We start from the raw sequence: 17,043 nt of genomic DNA, 5'->3' as shown, positions 1-17,043 counted from the left end.
ACGAGGGCGAGGTCCGGTCGGCGTCAGACCCGGGACGGCAGGGTGAGGACCTCTGCCCCGTCCTCGGTGATCGCGATGGTGTGCTCGCTGTGCGCGGTCCGGCAACCCGTGGCGCTGCGGAGCGTCCAGCCGTCCGGGTCCGTGACGAGCTCGTCCGTGTCGACCATCACCCACGGCTCGAGCGCGAGGAGCAGCCCCGGTCGCAGGGCGTACCCGCGACCCGGTCGGCCGTCGTTCGCCACGTGCGGGTCCTGGTGCATGGTCGAGCCGATGCCGTGCCCGCCGAACTCCAGGTTGATCGGGTACCCGGCGTCCGAGAGCACGGACCCGATCGCGTGCGACAGGTCGCCGAGCCGGGCACCCGGGCGGGCAGCCGCGATGCCGGCGGCGAGGGCACGCTCGGTCGTCTCGATGAGGGCGACGCTCTCGGGCGGGCGGCTCGTGCCGACGACGAAGCTGATGGCGGAGTCGGCGGCGTAGCCGTGGTGCACGACGGCCAGGTCGAGCGTCAGCAGGTCCCCGTCCGCCAGGGGGCGGTCGTGCGGCAGGCCGTGCAGGACGGCGTCGTTCACGGCGGTGCAGATGTGGTGACCGAACGGGCCGCGCCCGAACGAGGGGGCGTAGTCGACGTAGCAGGAGGTGGCCCCGGCAGCGGCGATCATCTCGGCCGCCCACCGGTCGAGGTCGAGGAGGTTCGTGCCGACCGTCGTCCGGCCACGGAGCGTGTGCAGGATGTCGGCGACGAGGGTGCCGGCAGCGCGCGCCCGGGGGAGCTCGGCCGGGGTGAGGATCTCGATCATGCGGGCGCTTCTTCCGTCGGGATAGTTGTAACGGTATTACTATCAGAACATGGTCCGGTTGCCGCTCACCCCCCTCGACCTCGAACGCGGGCGGCGCCTCGGTGCGGTGCTCCGGTCCGCGCGGGGGGAGCGCTCGATGCTCGACGTCGCGCTCGCGGCCGGGATCTCCCCCGAGACGCTCCGGAAGATCGAGACCGGACGCATCGCCACGCCGTCCTTCGCGACCGTGGCGGCGCTCGCCGGAGTGCTGGGGCTGTCACTCGACGCGGTGTGGGCCCAGGCCTGTGGCGGCACCCCGCGCGCTGACGGCCCGGTCGACCACCCGGGGGACCGATCTGGTATCGTTATGGATTCAGAACCAAGGGGGCTGCCCGTCGCGTGAGGTCGACGGACGGCTCGTGTACCGCTCACAGTCGGTGCCACCCGCGCGTCCTTCGGTTCGGACCCCTCGTGCCCCTCGCCGTGCGGCCCTCCGCCGGAGCACGATCCGTGTCGTCCGAAGGAGCTCCCCATGGGCACGTCCATGCCCGGATCCCGCCGCACCCTGCGCGGCAACCCGATCGCCACCCTCGTCGCCGTGTGCTTCGGCCTGTTCATGGTCGGGCTCGACGCCACGGTCGTCTCGATCGCGAACCCCGCCATCGCCGCCGACCTCGGCACCACCTTCACGCAGCTGCAGTGGATCACGAACGCGTACCTGCTCGCCCTCGCGGTGTTCCTCATCCTCGGCGGCAAGCTCGGGGACCGCTTCGGTCGTCGCCGCATGTACCTGATTGGGGTCGTCGCGTTCGCGCTGGCGTCGGTGGCGATCGGCCTGGTCGGGACGGCCACCGGCGTGATCGTCTTCCGCGCGGTGCAGGGGCTCAGCGCCGCACTGCTCATGCCGCAGACCCTGGCGCTCCTGCGCGCGACCTTCCCGAAGGAGCGGTTCGGCGTCGCCGTCGGCGTCTGGGGCGGGGCGTCGTCGGTCGCCATCGCCGCGGGCCCGATCGTCGCGGGCGTGCTCGTCGCGGCCCTCGGGTGGGAGTCCGTCTTCTTCGTGAACGCCCCGATCGCCGTCGTCGGACTGGTGTTCGGTGGGCTGGTCCTCCGCGAGTCCACGGCTCCGCACCGCGGACGCTTCGACGTCGCGGGCGTGGTGCTGCTCGCGCTCGGCCTGTTCGGCATCGTCCTCGCCGTCGTCCAGTCGGAGTCCTGGGGCTGGGGGAGCCCGCTCACCCTCGGGGTGCTGCTCGGTGGTGCGGCGCTGCTCGTGGTGTTCGTCGTCGTCGAACTGCGCGTGACCGACCCGCTGCTGCCGATGTCCCTGTTCCGCTCGTCGTCGCTCTCGATCGGGGGACTGGCCGTCGGCGCGATCTTCTTCGCGATGCTCGGCGTGACGTTCTTCCTGTCGCTGTACATGCTCAACCTCCGCGGGGTGACCGGCCTGCAGGCGGGACTCATGCAGCTCCCGCTGAGCGGTGTCTCGATCATCGCCTCGCCGATCGGTGCTGCCCTCGTCGCCAAGCTCGGCATCCGCCGCACCCTCACCGTCGGCCTGCTCATGGTCGGGGTCGCCCTGTTCGCGCTCACCACCACCACGCAGGACTCGGCGTACATCGGGATGGCGATCCCGTTCATCGTCTTCGCCCTCGGCGCGGGCTTCACGATGACCGCGGGTGCCGAGGCCGTCGTCGGCGGCGCCCCCGTGCAGCTGGCGGGCGTGGCCGGCGGGTTCCAGGCGACGGCGCTCCAGCTCGGCGGCGCACTCGGCACGTCGGTGCTCTCCGCCGTGGTCAGCGCCGGGGTGCTCTCCGGTACGACCGGTCTGGGGCTCTCGAGCGCCGCCCGGCAGGGGCTCGCCCAGGGCATCGTGCCCGACGGGCTCGGATCGGCGGCGGCCGCGACGGCCCGGGACGCGTTCCTCGGCGGGATGCACACCGCCTTCGTCGTGGCCGGGGTGGTCGCGGTCGTCGTGGCGGTCCTCGCCGCGGTGTTCGTCCGCACCCGCACAGCGCACACGTCGTCCGAGGTGTCGGAGGAGACGGTCGAGGCATCGGCCGGACACGCCTGAGCGGGCACCGATCGCGCCGGACCAGCTGACACACGGGAGGCTCGTGGCGAGCCCGCCACGGGCCTCCCGTGTGGCCAGTGCCCCTGGCCGGTCTGGCCGCTGAGCGCGGCCGACCCGGACGGGGGCATGGCGTTCGGGCGGAACGTGTCGTCTACTGTTCCTCTCACCCACGACAGCACCCGTGCCGGAGGACCCATGACGAACGAGGACCAGTCGCACCAGGCCGACGGCGCGATCGACCGCCGCCGCCTGCTCACGCTCGGCCTGGGCGCGGCCGCCGCGGCCGGGATCACCGGCGTCGCCGCGCTCCGCCCCGAGACGGCCCGAGCGGCCACGACACCGGCGCTCCTCGCGGCCGACGAGTTCGACGGGCCGGCCGGCAGCGCGCCGAACCCGGGCATCTGGCGGTACGACCTCGGCGGTGGCGGTTGGGGCAACGGCGAGCTCGAGGTGTACACGGACTCGCGGCGGAACTCGGCGCTCGACGGCAACGGGAACCTCGTCATCACCGCACGGCGCGAAGCCGACGGGTCGTACACGTCGGCCCGCCTGACGTCGCAGGGCACGTACTCCGTGCAGTACGGGCGCGTCGAGGCCCGGATCAGGATCCCGCGCGGGCAGGGCATCTGGCCCGCGTTCTGGATGCTCGGCGCCGACCTGCCGCAGGTCGGGTGGCCGGCGTGCGGCGAGATCGACGTCATGGAGAACATCGGCCGCGAGCCCGGGACTGTCCACGGCACCGTGCACGGCCCGGGGTACTCCGGCGCCGAGGGCATCGGCGGGGGTGCGACGCTGCCGCAGGGCGCGTTCGCGGACGACTTCCACGTCTACGCGGTGGACTGGCGGCCGGGGTCGATCAGCTGGTCCGTGGACGGCGCGACCTACCGCACGATCACGCCGACGGACACGAACGGCGACCCGTGGGTGTTCGACAAGCCCTTCTTCGTGATCCTCAACGTCGCGGTCGGCGGTGGGTGGCCGGGCTCGCCGGACGCCACCACCCGGTTCCCGCAGCAGATGCTCGTGGACTGGATCCGGGTCTGGCAGAACGCCTGACCGACGGCGTCGCGACATCGCCAGAGGCGCGCCGCCTCCCGTGGGACGGAGGCTCGGCGTCGGCTGCCGGTCCGCAGAACGGGTGAGGGCCCCGCAGCCGAAGCCGCGGGGCCCTCACTCGTCCTGGATGCGGGTCAGCGCACCCGGACCGAGAGCGTCGGGCTCGTGCTGCCCGCGATCGTGGTGGTGCCGCTGAAGACGGTGTGCAGCTTGTGCGTGCCCTTCTTCAGTGCGAACCGCGTCGCGGCCGAGTTGTCGACGATCTTGACGGTCTTGATGTGCTTCTTGCCGTCGTAGATGCGCGCTTCACCGTTCACCACGTTGCCGGGCGAGGTCACCTTCACGACCGCCTTCCCCTTGGAGTAGGTCATGCTCGTCGACGACGAGGCCTTCTCCACCGTGACCGCGATCGCCCGGGTCGTCGAGGAGTTCGTGCCGGAGTAGGCCGAGTCGCTGACGAAGGACGCCGTGATGCTGTGCTTGCCGACCGTGAGGGTCTTCGGCAGCGTGAAGGTCGCCTTGCTGTCCGCCACCGTCGCCGTGCCGAGCTGCTTGCCGCCCTCGGAGAAGGTCACCGTGCCGGTCTTGGCGCCGATGCCGCCGCCGATGGTCGCGGTGACCGTGACCGGCTTGGTCGTGCCGTAGGCCTGCTTCGCGGCCGAGGCCGTGAGCGTGGTGGTGGTCGCCGGCAGCGTGGCGTGCAGCGAGAACTGGTCGACGTTCGAACCGATCGGTGCCGGGTCGGCCGACTCGGTCGGCTTGAGGGTCACACCGCAGCTGTCGACACGACCGTGCTGGACGGCCGAGTTGAGCGTGGTGCAGTCGCTCGCCCGGACGTTCGTGACGGCGAGGTTGTCGTCCGTGACGCCGATCTTGACGTAGGTGCGGACGTGCTCCTGGTTCTCCACCGAGTTGGCGAAGTGGCGCTGGCCGGTCGGGTCGAGCGGGTCGGGACCGTAGCCGCCCTGGGAGGCGTCGGGGGCGGTCAGGTCGTAGTACTTCGAACCCGACGCGGAGTTGGCGGTGACGTAGATGACGCCACCGGGACCGGCGAAGACGTCCTCGGCGCCCGGCTGCTCGGCGGGGTTGGCCTTCTTGCCGTTCTTGATCGCGTAGCTGCGGGTGTACGCGTGGTCGTGGCCCTGCAGGACGACGTCGACACCCATGTCCGAGAACGCGCGGGTGAAGTCGAAGCGGCGCTGCTGGTTGTCGCGGTCGTTCGCGTGCGCAGCCGGCGAGTAGATCGCGTGGTGGTAGACCAGCGCGGTCCACTTCGCGTCGTCGCCGTGACGGGTGATGATGTCGCGGACGTAGTTCACGTGCGCCGCGTCGGAACCGCCCGAGTAGGCGTTCGAGTTGATGTCGATGAACAGGACGCCCTTGTACATGTACCAGTAGTCGCCACCCGAGTTCGCGGTGCTGTTGCCGCCCGGGTAGAAGTCCGGCACGCGGAGGGAGTTCGGCAGCTGGTTGTGCTGCTCGTAGGCCTTGCCGCCCACGTCGTGGTTGCCGATGGTCGAGGCCCACGGGTAGCGCTTGAGGACGTCGCTGCTGTCGGCGAACGCACCCCACTGGTACTCGTTGTTGGCGTTCTCGACCTGGTCGCCACCGGAGACGAGGAGCTCGGCGTCCTTCTCCTTCGTGGTGGCGTACTTCAGGGTGTCGGCCCAGCCGGCGCCGTCGTCGTCGGTGAAGCCCGACGAACCGATCTGCGGGTCACCGAAGAACAGGAAGTCGAAGTCGCCGCTGAAGCTCTTCGTGGTGAACGTGTACGGGGTCGACCAGGCGGAACCGTCCGCGGCACCCACGTGGTAGGTGTACGTGGTGTTCGGCTCGAGGTCCTTGATCGTCGCGTGCGCGTTGATGTAGCCGGACGCGGCGGTGATGCCCGGGATGGAGCGCGTCGACGAGTCGGTCGTGCTCGTGTCGGCAGCCGTGTTGGCGGCCTTCGACGCGGCGATCGTCTGCTTCGCGTCGGTGAAGACACCGCCGGTCATGCTGTCGGTCTTCTGGATCTCGAGCGACTGGGCGACGTTGGCGGGGAAGTACCACGAGGCGATGCGCTGGCTCTCGGTGGCACCGACGCCGAGCAGGATGTGGATCGGGCCACCGTTCGAGACGTTGCTCGTGGGGGTGTTGGTCGCCGCGGTCGCGGGGTTGGTGCCGACGAGGCACGCACCGGCGATGAGGGCCGCTCCGATGACGGCCCCGCCGAAGCGGAGGGTGGTGGTTCTGCGCCGGGAAGGGGCGCCGGACAGGAGACTCATGTCGTTCCGTTCTCAAGGAGAGGGATGGTGCAGCAGAGAGACTCTGCATCGCCCTGGTAGATCGTGAGTAAACGCTGTGTGACCATCCGGCTCACAGCGCCGAGGCGGTAGGGGATCAGCCCTCGACGAGCCGCTGGACGAACCAGATCATCCCCATCACGAACACGCCCGCCGTCACGGCCCCCGTCACCCAGAGCGACACGACGTGGGCCTTGCGACGCAGCAGGGACAGCGGCGGGAAGACGATGACGATGATCGCGAGCTGCACCGCCTCGATGCCGACGTTGAAGATGAGGAGCGACACGAGCAGCTGCCACGAGAACGCCTCCTGGATGCCGAGCGCGCCCGCGAAACCGAGTCCGTGGATGAGTCCGAACGCGAACACGACGGCCAGGCGGGACCACCCGGACCGGTCCAGGGCGAACCGACCGTGGTCGGCGACGACCAGCTCGTCCGCGCGCGACCGACGCTGCACGAGCCGCCACAGGTACCACCCGGCGACCGCGGCGATCGAGAGCGCGATGAGCGGCTCGACGACGATCGACGGCGGGCTCACGACGCCGAGCGCGGCGAGGATGAACGTGATCGAGTGCGCGATCGTGAACGCCGACGCCGTGTACACGACCTCGCGCAGGCGACGGGAACCGGCGATGAGCGCGATGAGGAACAGGATGTGGTCGATGCCGGTGAGCAGGTGCTCCGCGCCGAGCGTGAAGAACTCCCAGAACCGGGCTCCCGCGGACTGCTCGGTCGAGAACGACGGCTGCCCGGCGTCGAGCGTCGCCGTGCCCTCCTGGTCGTCGACGTCGTAGGTGACGATCGTCTTGGTGTCCTTCACGAACGTCTCGCTGTCCGGGAACAACCCGGACCGGACGACGTGCCCGGACGCGGTGTGCCCGGCCTCCGGGCACGTGAACTCCGCCGTGACGTGTGCGTACGGCACCTCGTCCTGCAGGTCCACGCGGACCGAGTCGTCGAGCGCGCCGGTGCACTCCCGACCGCCGGAGGTCACCGCGAAGCGGTCGAACACGTACCGGCCGATGGAGTCGAGGTGCGTCTCGGCGGCGCGCACCATGCCCGGGAAGTCGCCGTCGTCCCAGGCCGCCTGCCCCTGACGGTAGAGCGCGTCGTCATCCTCGCTCGTCCCGACGGACACGAGCATGAGGTCGTACTCGAGCCCGAGTCCGGCCCGGACGGTCTCGGCCCCCTGGCCGGTCACGTCCGCGTAGACGACGGAGCTGAACCCGTGGGCGCTCGCCGCGGACGCGCCGACCAGGAGGCTCACGGCCACCGTGCCGACCAGGACCACGGCGGCGACGATCCGGGCGATGAACGAGGGGAGGAGGGGGAGCCCGGTGGGAGCGGGGCGGGTGCTTCGGTGCTTCACCGGCCGACCATCGCGGCCGAGGGTGACCAGCAGGGAAACACTCGGCAACCAGCAGTGGGACGGGCTCTGGACAGCGGCTCGAGGGGGTTCGCCACGGGGTGCCGGTGTGCTTGCATGGCCTCTCGTGACCCGCAACGCTCCCCGCCCCGCCGTCCTCCTCACCGCCGCTGCGGTGGTGCTGGCCGGCACGGTCCTCGCGGCCGGGTGTTCGGCGGCGACGAGTGGCCCGTCAGGCGGCACGGCGAGCGGAGACCGCGCCACCAGCCAGAACGGCACCGCCCAGTCGGTTGCCCCCACCCCGGTCCGCGGCACCGGCACCCTGGGCGAGGACTTCGCCGACCACGAGAACCCGCCTGCGCCGGAGGCCACGATCAACCCGGCCCCGGGGTCGTGGGACGACGTCGCGCCCCCGGCGGACTACCGCGTCGTGCTGCTCTCGCCCGGCGACCCCGATGCCGAGACCGAGACACTCGTGGACGCCGTCGAGTCCTGGGCCGAGGCCGAGGACGTCACGGTGGTCCCGGTCGTCGCGGACACCGTCGACGACCGCTTGCCGTCCGTCGCGACGGCGATCGGGAAGCGCTCGGACCTCGTCATCAGCGTCGGCGACGATATGGTCGACCCGATCGCCGCGATCTCACCCTCGGCCCTGCACCAGCAGTTCCTGGTGCTCGGTGCCGAGATCGCCGAGCCGACCTCGAACGTCACGGCCGCGGACTGGACCGGAGCGGGCTTCCGCGGGGAGGGGCTCGGCGTCTCGAGCCACCACGACCCGTCGACCTTCACTGACGAGCGCGCTGGACGTGCGCTCCGCGCCGGGGTCGCTGCGGCGCTGAACGGCTTCAGCGGCATCGTCGTCTGGGTCCCCTGACCGCCGCGGTACGCATTCGGGATCGTCCGTGAGCCCGCACCGGAGCCGGGACGTATCCTCTGGGACGGAAGCAACGTCGGTTCCGGCCAAGCCTCGAGCGCCTCACCCCCGCCGAGACGTCACTCGCCACCCTGAGCTCCTCGTGACTGAACACATCATCGAATTCGTCGCCCGCGACCGCACGGGCATCACCACCGTCGTCACCGCCAACGGTGTCATCGACGCGGACACCGTGATCCGCAACATCTCCGCCGGGCACTCCGGGTACGCCGTCGCGGCCGCGGGCAGCCGCCCTGCGCCGGTGCGCAGCCTGATGGCGCTCGGCACGCCGTACCTGTTCGCGAACTGGGACGGGTCGAAGCGGAACAACCTGCACGACCTGGCCTTCACGGCACCGATCCGGACGGTCCCGACGGCGCCACCGGCCGGCGTCCGGTTCCGGATGGCCGTGGTCGAACGGCTCGCCGCCGTCCTCGGACGTGTGAAGAACCGGGCCTGACCGCGGTCGGTCCGGCAGTGGCCCGCACCACTCGTGAGCAGCCGACGCCCCCTCGCACGGTGCCGTGACGGACGGGAGGCCCGGACCACGTGAGCGGTCTGCTCACCTGGTCCGGGCCTCCCGTCCGGTGCTCGCGTGTTGCGCGGCGTCCCGCCGACGACTGCCGCTCGACGCGTCAGCGCGTGACCTCGTCGAAGTCCGTGACGCCCGACGCGACGGCGGCCGCCCGGCGTGCGCGCATCGACGGTGCGGCGAGAGCGCCGAGGACCGCGAGGACCGCGACGCCCGCGCAGGCCCAGAAGCCGATCGTGAAGGCGTCGTCGGTGGGCAGACCCTGCGGGGTGCTGTGCGAGGTGATGAGCGCCGCGATGACGGCGGTGCCGACGCTCGACCCGATCGTCCGGACGACGGTGTTGGCGCTGATCGCCTCGCCGGTCTGGTTTGCGGGCACGCTCTCGATGATGGCGTTCGAGCAGGCCGCGAGGGCGAGGCCGATCCCGATGCCGGTGAGGACGCCGGAGACGACGACCTCGGCGATGTCGGCGTGCGAGACGGCGGGGATCGCGAAGGCGGCGACGATGGCGATCCCGCCGAGGAGCATCGGCGGCTTCGGGCCGACCCGGCGGACCAGGATGCCCGCGATCGGTCCGGCGATGACCATCATGACCACGGTCGGCAGGAGGAAGAGCCCGGCCTCGGTGACGTCCTTGCCGAACCCGTAGCCGAGCGCGGTCGGGAGCTGGAGGAGCGTCGGGACGAGGACGAACGTGCCGAACATCGCGAACCCGAAGACGAGGGCGACGACGTGGGCGGTCCAGACCCCGCGGACGGCGAACAGGCGCACGTCGATGAGCGGCTCGGCCACGCGGAGCTCGACGAACACGAAGACCACGAGCGCGACCGCGCCGAGGACCAGCAGACCGACGGTCTTCACGTCGCCCCAGCCCCACGTCTGTCCCTCGCTGACGGCGAGCAGGATCGCGACGAGCGAGACGGCGAGGACGGCGGTGCCGGCCACGTCGAGGCGGCCGGGCTTCCGGACGGGGGACTCCGGCATGCCGAAGACGGCCCCGAGCAGGGCGATCACCACGAGGACGGCGGGCAGCCAGAACAGCCAGTGCCAGGACAGGTGCTCGACGATCGGACCGGCGGCGACGATGCCGACACCGGCGCCGATGCCGAAGATCGCGGAGAGCAGGCCGATCGTGACGCTCACCTTCTCCTTCGGCAGCTCGTCACGGACGATGCCGATGGACAGTGGCATCACCGCGCCGGCGGCGCCCTGCAGGGCGCGGGCGACGATGAGGACGCCGAGGTTCGGGGCGAGCGCTGCGAGGACCGCGCCGGCCAGGAGGATCGTGAGGACCCAGATGAGCACCTTGCGCTTGCCGACCATGTCGCCCAGGCGACCGAGGATCGGCGTGAGCACGGACGCAGAGAGCAGGTACGCGGTGAGGACCCAGCTGGCGGCGCTGGTCGAGGCGCCGAGGTCCTGGCCGATGGTGGAGAGGGCCGGGGCGACGAGGGACTGCAGCACGGCGAACGACAGGCCGCCGAGGGACAGGTACACGATGATCGCCGTGCTGTTCGGGCGGCGCTCGCGTGCGGTGGTCGGCGTGGAGCCCGTTCGTGGGCTCTCGGTGGCGGTGGACATCGTGCTCCGTCCGGTCGTGATGGTGTCGGGCCGACGACGCTGTCGAAGTCAACAACTGCTGACTCGACGAGGGTACGCAGTTCCGGCACGATGTCAACACGTGCTTACACGAGGGCGCGGCGCGCTACCCTCGGCACATGAGCAAGGACGCCGCCGCCACCCGCCTGGCGCTCGTGCAGGCGGCTCGTCGGCGCTTCGCCTTCGACGGCTACCGTGCGACGACCGTCCGGGACATCGCCGCCGACGCGGGGGTCAACGTGGCCCTCATCAACCGGTACTTCGTGTCGAAGGTGGGGTTGTTCCGTGCGTGTCTCGACCGAGCCGTGCCCGACCGTGACCTCGGCGCTCCGGATCTCGACCGTGCGGTCGGCGGTCTCATCCGCCACATCATCCGCTCGCCGACGGACGAGGACTCGATGCAGCTGCTGCTGCTGCTCCGGAGCTCCGGGGACGAGGCCGTCGACGCGATCCGTCGGGAGACCCTCCGCGGCTACGCCGAGCGCCTTGCGGGAGCGGTCCGTGCCGGCCGCACCACGCTGGTCGACGACGACCTGCTCGTCCGTGCCGAGATCGCCCTGTCCGTCGTGCTCGGCATGACGATGATGCGGACGTCGACGCGGGTCGAACCCCTGGCGTCGGCCGACGTGGAGGCGGTCGCCGTGCCGCTCGAGGAGGCGCTCCGGGCCCTGCTCGGCGGCCAGGCGTCCTGACCGGACGACCCGGCGTCAGGAGTCGGCGGGGCCGAGCTCGACCGACGCGGGACGCTGCTGGTCCGGCAGGAGGTACCGGGCGACGGATGAGTCCTCGTCCTGCTCGTCGACGTCCCGCTCGGTGACGATCGCCACAGGGGTCGCCGGCGAGACGAGGAGCAGGGCGGGCGTCGCTCGGCCGTCCCCGTAGTTCACCTGCAGCCACATGAACGGCTGTGACCGGAGGCCCTCGTCGATGCGTGCTCGCACGGTCTCGGTGTCTTCGTTGGCGATCGTGTACTGGGTGCCGCCGTACGTGACGATGGTGCGCTTCACAGGGTCTCTCCGGTGTCGGTCGGTTCGGGGACGATGCGGAGGCCCGCGGACGACCCGGCGGTCAGACCGAGCGCTTCGACCCAGGCGCGGTTCACAGCAGGCACGCGGCTGCCGGAGTACCGGAAGACGAGGGGCATCGAGCGGTCGAGCCAGATCGCGGTCCGTCCGTCACCGAGCTCGACGTCGTCCTTCCACGAGAACATGAACGACTCGCCCCGGCGCAGCTTCATGCCGATCACGATCTGCAGGTGGGTGAGCAGGCGGTCGTCGAACTCCGCGGTGAACGTCGAGTCGTAGACGAGTTTGCCCATGGTGGTGTCCTTCCGCGCCGACTGTCCGGCTTCGGCTGAAGCCTAGGCGTCCCCCAGGAGGCACCGGACAACCTGGCCGACATGCGCCGCATCCACTACGTGAACAGCTACGTCCTGACCGGGGACCGCACCTGCAAGGCCCTCCTCCGGTACGCCCGTGCCCTCGCCGTCGCGAACCGGTCCGACGTCGTCCAGATCCCGGTGGTCACGGAGGGTGGGAGCAGAGCCTACGCGCACCTGCTCATCGGGCCGGCGAGCGAGATCTACTCGACGCCCGTACCCGACAGCCCGGACGAGCCGTTCGACGAGGACGTCATCGCGTACCTGGAGCGGGAGACCCTGCGTCTCGAGCCAGCCCGGCCCGCGTGGAACCAGGAGATGACCGACGTGCCGGACCTCGACGAGTACTCCGACCTGCAGGACCTGCAGGGGTCCTGAGGGTCAGCAGCGCCCCGAGCCCCACGACCACCGCGGCGACGAGGAACACCGGCCCGGTCCCGGCCGCGCGGACCGCCGACCCCGCCAGACCCGCGCCGAGTGCCTGGCCGAGCACGAGCACGACGAAGAGCACGGACGTCCCGGCCGCCGCCCGCTGTGCGTCCAGTTCCGTCGTCCAGGCGATCAGGGCGCCCGTCGCCGCGGTGTAACCCCAGCCGAACAGCGCGCAGCAGACGAGGGCGACGACGACCAGTGCCGTCGGGGGCATCGACGGCGCCAGGCCGAGACCGAGCGTGGCGATGGCGACCGCCGCGCACGTGACGGTCCACGCGCTTCGGGCCCGCAGTTCGCCGAGGCGCCGGGCGGTCAGGGCGACCGCCGCGCCCCCGGCACCCACGGCGATCCACGCCAGGATCGAGACGGTGGCGGAGGTGCCCGCATCCACGAGCAGCGACCGCCCGTACGTCCACACCGCGGCCGACCCCGCGCCGAGCAGCAGCGCGACGACCACGAGGCGGCGGTGGGCGACGAACCAGGTCCGCGGTGGCAGGCCGACGGGCCGCGACGGCTCGACCGTCGCACCGTGCCGGTGGCGCGGACGCCCGTCCGTGACGAGCACCGCCGCGCCGGCCAGGAGGGTGACGACCGCCGCCGCAGTCCACGCGGTCCGCCAGTCGGGCAGGAGCACGAGGGCGACCAGGCCCGCGGCGACCAGCCCCGGTCCCGTGCCGGAGTTCACCACGGCCTGTGCCTGGTCCACACGATCGGCGGGCAGGTCCCGCTGGAGGAGCCGCACGAGCGCGGGGGAGGCGAGCCCCGCCCCGGCGGAGGCGAGGACCGCGCTGACGCCGAAGACGACGGGTCCCGTGCTGACCGCCGTCACGCCGACGCCGCACCCGGCGGTCAGGGTCGCGAGCACCACGGTCGCGCGAGGTCGGGCCGGCGCGAGCACGAACCCGACGAGCGCACCGAGGCAGTACACGAGCGACGATCCCGACGCGATCCACCCCGCCGGGCCGTCAGCGAGGGACAGGGACTGCTGGACGTCCGGCAGGAACAGCCCGTACGCCAGCCGGACCAGCCCGTAGGTCGCGGCGATGAGCGCCGTACCGCTGCCGACGAGTGCGGCCGGATGTACCAAGAACGAAAACGGTCGTTTCACTTTCCACACTCTAGGGTGCTGCCATGACGATGCGTCCAGGCACGGAGCGGAAGCTCCTCGACGCCGCCGAGGAGCTCTTCTTCACGCGGGGCATCGCCGCCACCCCGATCGATGCCGTCCTCGACCGTGCCGGGGTCTCCGCCGCGACGCTCTACCGCGGCTACGCCAGCAAGGAGGCGCTCGTCGCCGCAGCGCTGCAGCGTCGACACGACGAGTGGATCCGGGTCTGGGACGACGCCGTCGCGCGGGCGGACGACGACCGAGGCCGGCTGTTCGCGGTGTTCGACGCGCTGGACGTGTTCCGCTCGACGCCGACCGGGTCACGGTGGTGCGCGTTCCTCGGCACCGCGTCCGAGTACGCCGATGCTCCGGCCGAGATCGCCGCGGTCCTGCACGGTGAGACGACGACGCTGCGCGACCGTCTGCGGGACCGGGCGGTGCCCTTCGTCGGTGACCGCGCCGACGTCCTCGCCGACCAGTTGCTCCTGGTCGTGTCCGGATCGCTCGCGATGCGCCTCCGTGGCGGCGGCGGCGACACCACGACCGCGCGCGCGGTCGCCGCGGCGCTCCTCCGGGACGGCTGACGAGACGACACCAGGCCCGGACCGGGTGAGCGGTCTGCTCACCCGGTCCGGGCCTGGTGTCGGTACCGGTGGTCCGCCGCACAGCGGGGGCCGGACCCCCCCGACAAGGCTCAGTCGCGGACGAACTGCTCGATCGGCGTCGACCCGGTGTTGACGCGGAAGGTCCTGCCGATCGAGGCGTCGTCGTGCAGCGCGGCGGCGACCAGGGCGGCGACGTCCCCACGGGCGATGCTCGAGGACGGGTCGGCCGCCTCGACCGACCCGGTCGGCTCGTCGTCCGTCAGGGTGCTCGGCGCGACGACGGTCCAGTCGAGCGCGGAGTCGCGGAGGACGGCGTCGGCGACGGTCTTCGCCTCGGCGTAGGCGAAGAAGTCGTCGTCCTCGGGCACGCCGTGGCCGAGGCCCGCGTCGGACCAGGAGACGAGCACGTAGCGGTGCACGTCGGCCTCCAGTGCGGCGTGCATGGTCCGGATGGCGGCGTCGCGGTCGACGGCCCAGGTGCGCTCGGCGGACCCGCCACCCGCACCGGCCGACCAGACGACGGCGTCGTGCCCGCGGAACAGGTCGGTGAGACCCGCGATGTCGAGCTGCTCGATGTCGGCGACGACGGGCTCCGCACCGGTGGCGCGGACGTCGTCCTGCTGCTCGGCCTTCCGGACGACCGACGAGACGGTGTCGCCGCGCGCGGTGAGGAGCTGCGCGGTGAGGAGGGCGACGCGGCCGTGACCGCCGAGGATGATGACGTTGCTCATGCGCCCGACGGTACGCCGGCGGCCTGACCACCTGGGTGGCGGAGCGGGGCCGCTCGGGCGGTGCGCGGCGGGCAGGAGGGGTGGGCCCGGCAGGATGGCGGCATGGGTGGTGGCAGGGGTGGTGGAGGCGCGACGCACGCGGGGTCGGGGCCGGGGTCGGCGTCCGGATCCGGGCCGGGCTCGTCGAGGACCGAGCCCGGCGCGGCCGAGTGGGGACCCACCCCGCCGTCCCACCGCCGGTACGAGCGGCGGAGCGCGGTCGGCAGCGGCGAGGCGGACTGGGAACGGGCCTCCCGAGCGGTCCTGCGGTGGGGCGTGAAGACCCGGAGCGGGTTCGCCGTGCCGGGCGCTGACGAGACCGAGGTGCGCGTCGGGCAGCGGCTCGAGGTGCGCCTGCGGATCGGGCCCGTCGTCGTCCGCGAACCCGTCGAGGTCGTCGAGGTCGTGCGGACCGAGGACCGGGTCGGGTTCGCCTACCGGACGGCGCCGGGCCACCCGGTCGACGGCGAGGAGGCGTTCGTCGTCACCCGCGAGGGCGAGACGGTCTCCCTGACCCTCCGCTCGCTCACCCGTCCCTCGACGACCCGGGGCTGGGCGCTCGTGTTCCCGCTCCTGGTGGCCGCCCAGGTCGTGGTCCGGTGGCGCTACCGGCGGGCGTTGCGCTGAGTCGTCGTCCGGAAGGTCCGCGCGTACGTAGTCGCCCCCGGTCGGGATGCGCGGACCGGCCGTGTCCGCGATTCGCGGATCGGCTCCGGGGTTCGTGCCGGCCCGGACCGCTGTCGTAGCGTCGGGTGCACCAGGACGCACCGCATCCCGCCGTGCACCCGACATTCCCCGCGATCTGCGAGGGCCGGGCGACGCCGGACGCCCTGGTCCACGTCGAGGCCGTCCGAGGCCTCTGGGAAGGAGGCGACGCAATGTCCGCCACCGTCACCGTCACCGCAACCACCATCACCCCCGCTCCGATCGCCACCGCGCCCGTCGGCGGACCCGACACGACCCCGGCGCGCACCGCTGGCCGCCGTCCGTCCCGGCCGGACGGCTTCTCCGAGGTGCGCGAGACGGCTCGACGCCGCCTGCTGGCCGCCAGCGCGCTGGTCGTCGGGCTCGCCGCCGTCACCTCCTCCACCATCGCCGTCATCAGCTTGGGGGTCGCCGCGTGATCGCCGCCGCACCACTGCCGTACGACACGGTCGCCCTCACCGAGCCGATCGACATGACCGCCCTGATCCGCGAGCAGGAGGACATCCGTGCGTGAACCCACCGCGATGCACGAACTGCGGGCCGACCCGCTCGAGTGGCACCGACGCGGCCTGACCTCGCCCGTCGAGATCGACCGGATCGTCATGAGCCGCCTGGGCCTCGGCACCGCTGCCGAACCGACTTACGCCGACTTCTTCCTGGCCGCCGCGTGACCGGCCCCGAGGCCGCGACCGTCCGGGTGACGGCGAGCACCACCGGGTTGACGACCGACCACCGTGTGGTGTGGGCACGGCTCGGACGCTTCGAGGCCCTCTGCGCGCAGCCGATCGCAGGCGGCACCGCACGGCCCACCGCGACGACCATCTGACGTGGGGACCGCCGCCGAGCACGGACCGCAGGAGCGAGCGCGCATCGTCGACGCCGCCGAGCGGGTGTTCACGGCGGAGGGCGCGACCGGGCTCGACGCCGACGTCGTCGCCATCGCGGGCGACGCCGACGTGTCGACCGTCCGGGCGCTGTTCCCCGAGCGGATCGACATCGTCGTGGCCGTGCTCCGACACCGCCACGAGCAGTGGGCCACCGAGCTCACCCGAGCAGCCGTCGGTACCGCTGATGCCCGTGACGAGATCCTGTCCGTCTTCGCGCACCTCGAGACCACGTTCCGGGACGAGACGTGGACCGGGTGCGCGTTCATCAACGGGTACGGGGAACTCGGGCGGACCGAGCCGCGCGTCGCCGCGCTCGCCCACGAACACCTGCGGGGCATCGAGGCACACCTGCACGCGCTCGCCCGACGGGCGGGTCTCCCCACCGCCGTGGCGGACGCGCTCTCCCTGCTGGTCGCCGGTGCCAAGGTCGAGGCCGCGATCCACCGGACCACGCAGCCCGCCCGTTCCGCGCGGCTGGCCGCCGCGACGCTCATGGGTGCCTACGCGACGACCCCGGGCACCGACTTCATCTGACGCTCGAACGTCGGCCTCC

At 72.1% G+C, this 17,043-nt stretch carries 20 protein-coding genes; 12 read left to right on the top strand and 8 right to left on the bottom strand.

All coding sequences use genetic code 11. From position 1 onward, the window contains the following. Nucleotides 1-23: 23 nt before the first annotated feature. Nucleotides 24-800, bottom strand: a complete 777-nt coding sequence (gene map / locus DEJ18_RS13130) for a type I methionyl aminopeptidase (protein WP_111210495.1) — start codon at nucleotides 798-800, stop codon at nucleotides 24-26. Between the two features lie 49 nt (nucleotides 801-849). On the opposite strand from map, the gene DEJ18_RS13125 reads away from it, so the two are divergent. From DEJ18_RS13125 to DEJ18_RS13115, 3 genes are all read left to right on the top strand, one after another. After that, the gene (locus tag DEJ18_RS13125; protein WP_111082358.1) at nucleotides 850-1,182 is read left to right on the top strand and encodes a helix-turn-helix domain-containing protein; all 333 of its coding nucleotides are present in this window, start codon (nucleotides 850-852) and stop codon (nucleotides 1,180-1,182) included. Nucleotides 1,183-1,311: 129 nt separating this feature from the next. Then, nucleotides 1,312-2,853, top strand: coding sequence for an MFS transporter (locus DEJ18_RS13120; protein ID WP_111210496.1), 1,542 nt, complete (start codon nucleotides 1,312-1,314; stop codon nucleotides 2,851-2,853). Nucleotides 2,854-3,048: 195 nt separating this feature from the next. Then, nucleotides 3,049-3,909: a glycoside hydrolase family 16 protein gene (locus tag DEJ18_RS13115; RefSeq protein WP_111210497.1), complete on the top strand. Its 861-nt coding sequence runs from the start codon at nucleotides 3,049-3,051 to the stop codon at nucleotides 3,907-3,909. 134 nt (nucleotides 3,910-4,043) lie between these two features. Here the strand turns inward: DEJ18_RS13115 and DEJ18_RS13110 are convergent, their stop codons facing one another. Together DEJ18_RS13110 and DEJ18_RS13105 are read right to left on the bottom strand one after the other, a co-directional pair. Continuing rightward, the gene (locus DEJ18_RS13110) at nucleotides 4,044-6,176 is read right to left on the bottom strand and encodes an Ig-like domain repeat protein (protein WP_111210498.1); all 2,133 of its coding nucleotides are present in this window, start codon (nucleotides 6,174-6,176) and stop codon (nucleotides 4,044-4,046) included. Between the two features lie 115 nt (nucleotides 6,177-6,291). Further along, the gene (locus DEJ18_RS13105) at nucleotides 6,292-7,563 is read right to left on the bottom strand and encodes a HupE/UreJ family protein (RefSeq protein WP_111210499.1); all 1,272 of its coding nucleotides are present in this window, start codon (nucleotides 7,561-7,563) and stop codon (nucleotides 6,292-6,294) included. A gap of 124 nt (nucleotides 7,564-7,687) precedes the next feature. Between DEJ18_RS13105 and DEJ18_RS13100 the strand changes: the two genes are divergently transcribed. Both DEJ18_RS13100 and DEJ18_RS13095 read left to right on the top strand, forming a co-directional pair. After that, nucleotides 7,688-8,434: a type 1 periplasmic-binding domain-containing protein gene (locus DEJ18_RS13100; protein WP_111210500.1), complete on the top strand. Its 747-nt coding sequence runs from the start codon at nucleotides 7,688-7,690 to the stop codon at nucleotides 8,432-8,434. 142 nt (nucleotides 8,435-8,576) lie between these two features. Further along, on the top strand, nucleotides 8,577-8,933 hold the full coding sequence (locus DEJ18_RS13095; RefSeq protein WP_111081350.1) for a hypothetical protein: 357 nt from the start codon (nucleotides 8,577-8,579) through the stop codon (nucleotides 8,931-8,933). Nucleotides 8,934-9,108: 175 nt separating this feature from the next. Here DEJ18_RS13095 and DEJ18_RS13090 read toward each other — a convergent pair whose 3' ends face one another. After that, the gene (locus DEJ18_RS13090; RefSeq protein WP_111210501.1) at nucleotides 9,109-10,587 is read right to left on the bottom strand and encodes an MFS transporter; all 1,479 of its coding nucleotides are present in this window, start codon (nucleotides 10,585-10,587) and stop codon (nucleotides 9,109-9,111) included. A gap of 137 nt (nucleotides 10,588-10,724) precedes the next feature. Between DEJ18_RS13090 and DEJ18_RS13085 the strand changes: the two genes are divergently transcribed. Next, the gene (locus tag DEJ18_RS13085) at nucleotides 10,725-11,297 is read left to right on the top strand and encodes a TetR/AcrR family transcriptional regulator (RefSeq protein WP_111210502.1); all 573 of its coding nucleotides are present in this window, start codon (nucleotides 10,725-10,727) and stop codon (nucleotides 11,295-11,297) included. A 15-nt stretch (nucleotides 11,298-11,312) separates the two neighbouring features. Here DEJ18_RS13085 and DEJ18_RS13080 read toward each other — a convergent pair whose 3' ends face one another. From DEJ18_RS13080 to DEJ18_RS13070, 3 genes are all read right to left on the bottom strand, one after another. Continuing rightward, nucleotides 11,313-11,612 (bottom strand): hypothetical protein, encoded by a 300-nt coding sequence (locus DEJ18_RS13080; RefSeq protein ID WP_111210503.1) that lies wholly within the window; start codon nucleotides 11,610-11,612, stop codon nucleotides 11,313-11,315. After that, nucleotides 11,609-11,923, bottom strand: a complete 315-nt coding sequence (locus DEJ18_RS13075) for a DUF7882 family protein (protein WP_110825899.1) — start codon at nucleotides 11,921-11,923, stop codon at nucleotides 11,609-11,611. Before DEJ18_RS13075 ends, DEJ18_RS13080 begins: the two co-directional genes overlap by 4 nt. Before the next feature lie 313 nt (nucleotides 11,924-12,236). Further along, nucleotides 12,237-13,502 (bottom strand): MFS transporter, encoded by a 1,266-nt coding sequence (locus tag DEJ18_RS13070; protein ID WP_181434186.1) that lies wholly within the window; start codon nucleotides 13,500-13,502, stop codon nucleotides 12,237-12,239. 44 nt (nucleotides 13,503-13,546) lie between these two features. Between DEJ18_RS13070 and DEJ18_RS13065 the strand changes: the two genes are divergently transcribed. Further along, nucleotides 13,547-14,107, top strand: coding sequence for a TetR/AcrR family transcriptional regulator (locus DEJ18_RS13065; RefSeq protein ID WP_111210505.1), 561 nt, complete (start codon nucleotides 13,547-13,549; stop codon nucleotides 14,105-14,107). A 110-nt stretch (nucleotides 14,108-14,217) separates the two neighbouring features. Here DEJ18_RS13065 and DEJ18_RS13060 read toward each other — a convergent pair whose 3' ends face one another. Continuing rightward, nucleotides 14,218-14,859, bottom strand: a complete 642-nt coding sequence (locus tag DEJ18_RS13060; protein ID WP_111210506.1) for an NAD(P)H-binding protein — start codon at nucleotides 14,857-14,859, stop codon at nucleotides 14,218-14,220. 102 nt (nucleotides 14,860-14,961) lie between these two features. Here DEJ18_RS13060 and DEJ18_RS13055 point away from each other — a divergent pair, with 102 nt between their 5' ends. From DEJ18_RS13055 to DEJ18_RS13035, 5 genes are all read left to right on the top strand, one after another. Beyond that, the gene (locus DEJ18_RS13055; RefSeq protein WP_111210507.1) at nucleotides 14,962-15,525 is read left to right on the top strand and encodes a DUF1990 family protein; all 564 of its coding nucleotides are present in this window, start codon (nucleotides 14,962-14,964) and stop codon (nucleotides 15,523-15,525) included. Between the two features lie 251 nt (nucleotides 15,526-15,776). Beyond that, a complete protein-coding gene (locus DEJ18_RS13050) occupies nucleotides 15,777-16,022 on the top strand; it encodes a hypothetical protein (RefSeq protein WP_111210508.1) in 246 nt (81 codons plus the stop codon). 87 nt (nucleotides 16,023-16,109) lie between these two features. Continuing rightward, entirely contained in the window at nucleotides 16,110-16,274 is a 165-nt protein-coding gene (locus DEJ18_RS13045; protein ID WP_181431128.1) for a hypothetical protein, read from the top strand. Continuing rightward, the gene (locus DEJ18_RS13040; protein WP_181434187.1) at nucleotides 16,271-16,429 is read left to right on the top strand and encodes a hypothetical protein; all 159 of its coding nucleotides are present in this window, start codon (nucleotides 16,271-16,273) and stop codon (nucleotides 16,427-16,429) included. The genes DEJ18_RS13045 and DEJ18_RS13040 overlap by 4 nt, the downstream gene beginning before the upstream one ends. A 1-nt stretch (nucleotide 16,430) precedes the next feature. Continuing rightward, nucleotides 16,431-17,024 carry a TetR/AcrR family transcriptional regulator gene (locus DEJ18_RS13035; RefSeq protein WP_111210509.1) on the top strand — a complete coding sequence of 198 codons (594 nt, stop codon included), beginning with the start codon at nucleotides 16,431-16,433 and terminating at the stop codon, nucleotides 17,022-17,024. Nucleotides 17,025-17,043: the final 19 nt, after the last annotated feature.

The organism is Curtobacterium sp. MCSS17_015, assembly GCF_003234265.2.
Lineage (GTDB): Bacteria > Actinomycetota > Actinomycetes > Actinomycetales > Microbacteriaceae > Curtobacterium.
The sequence above is the reverse complement of the archived record's forward strand: the minus strand, read 5'-3'. Positions and strand labels throughout refer to the sequence as shown.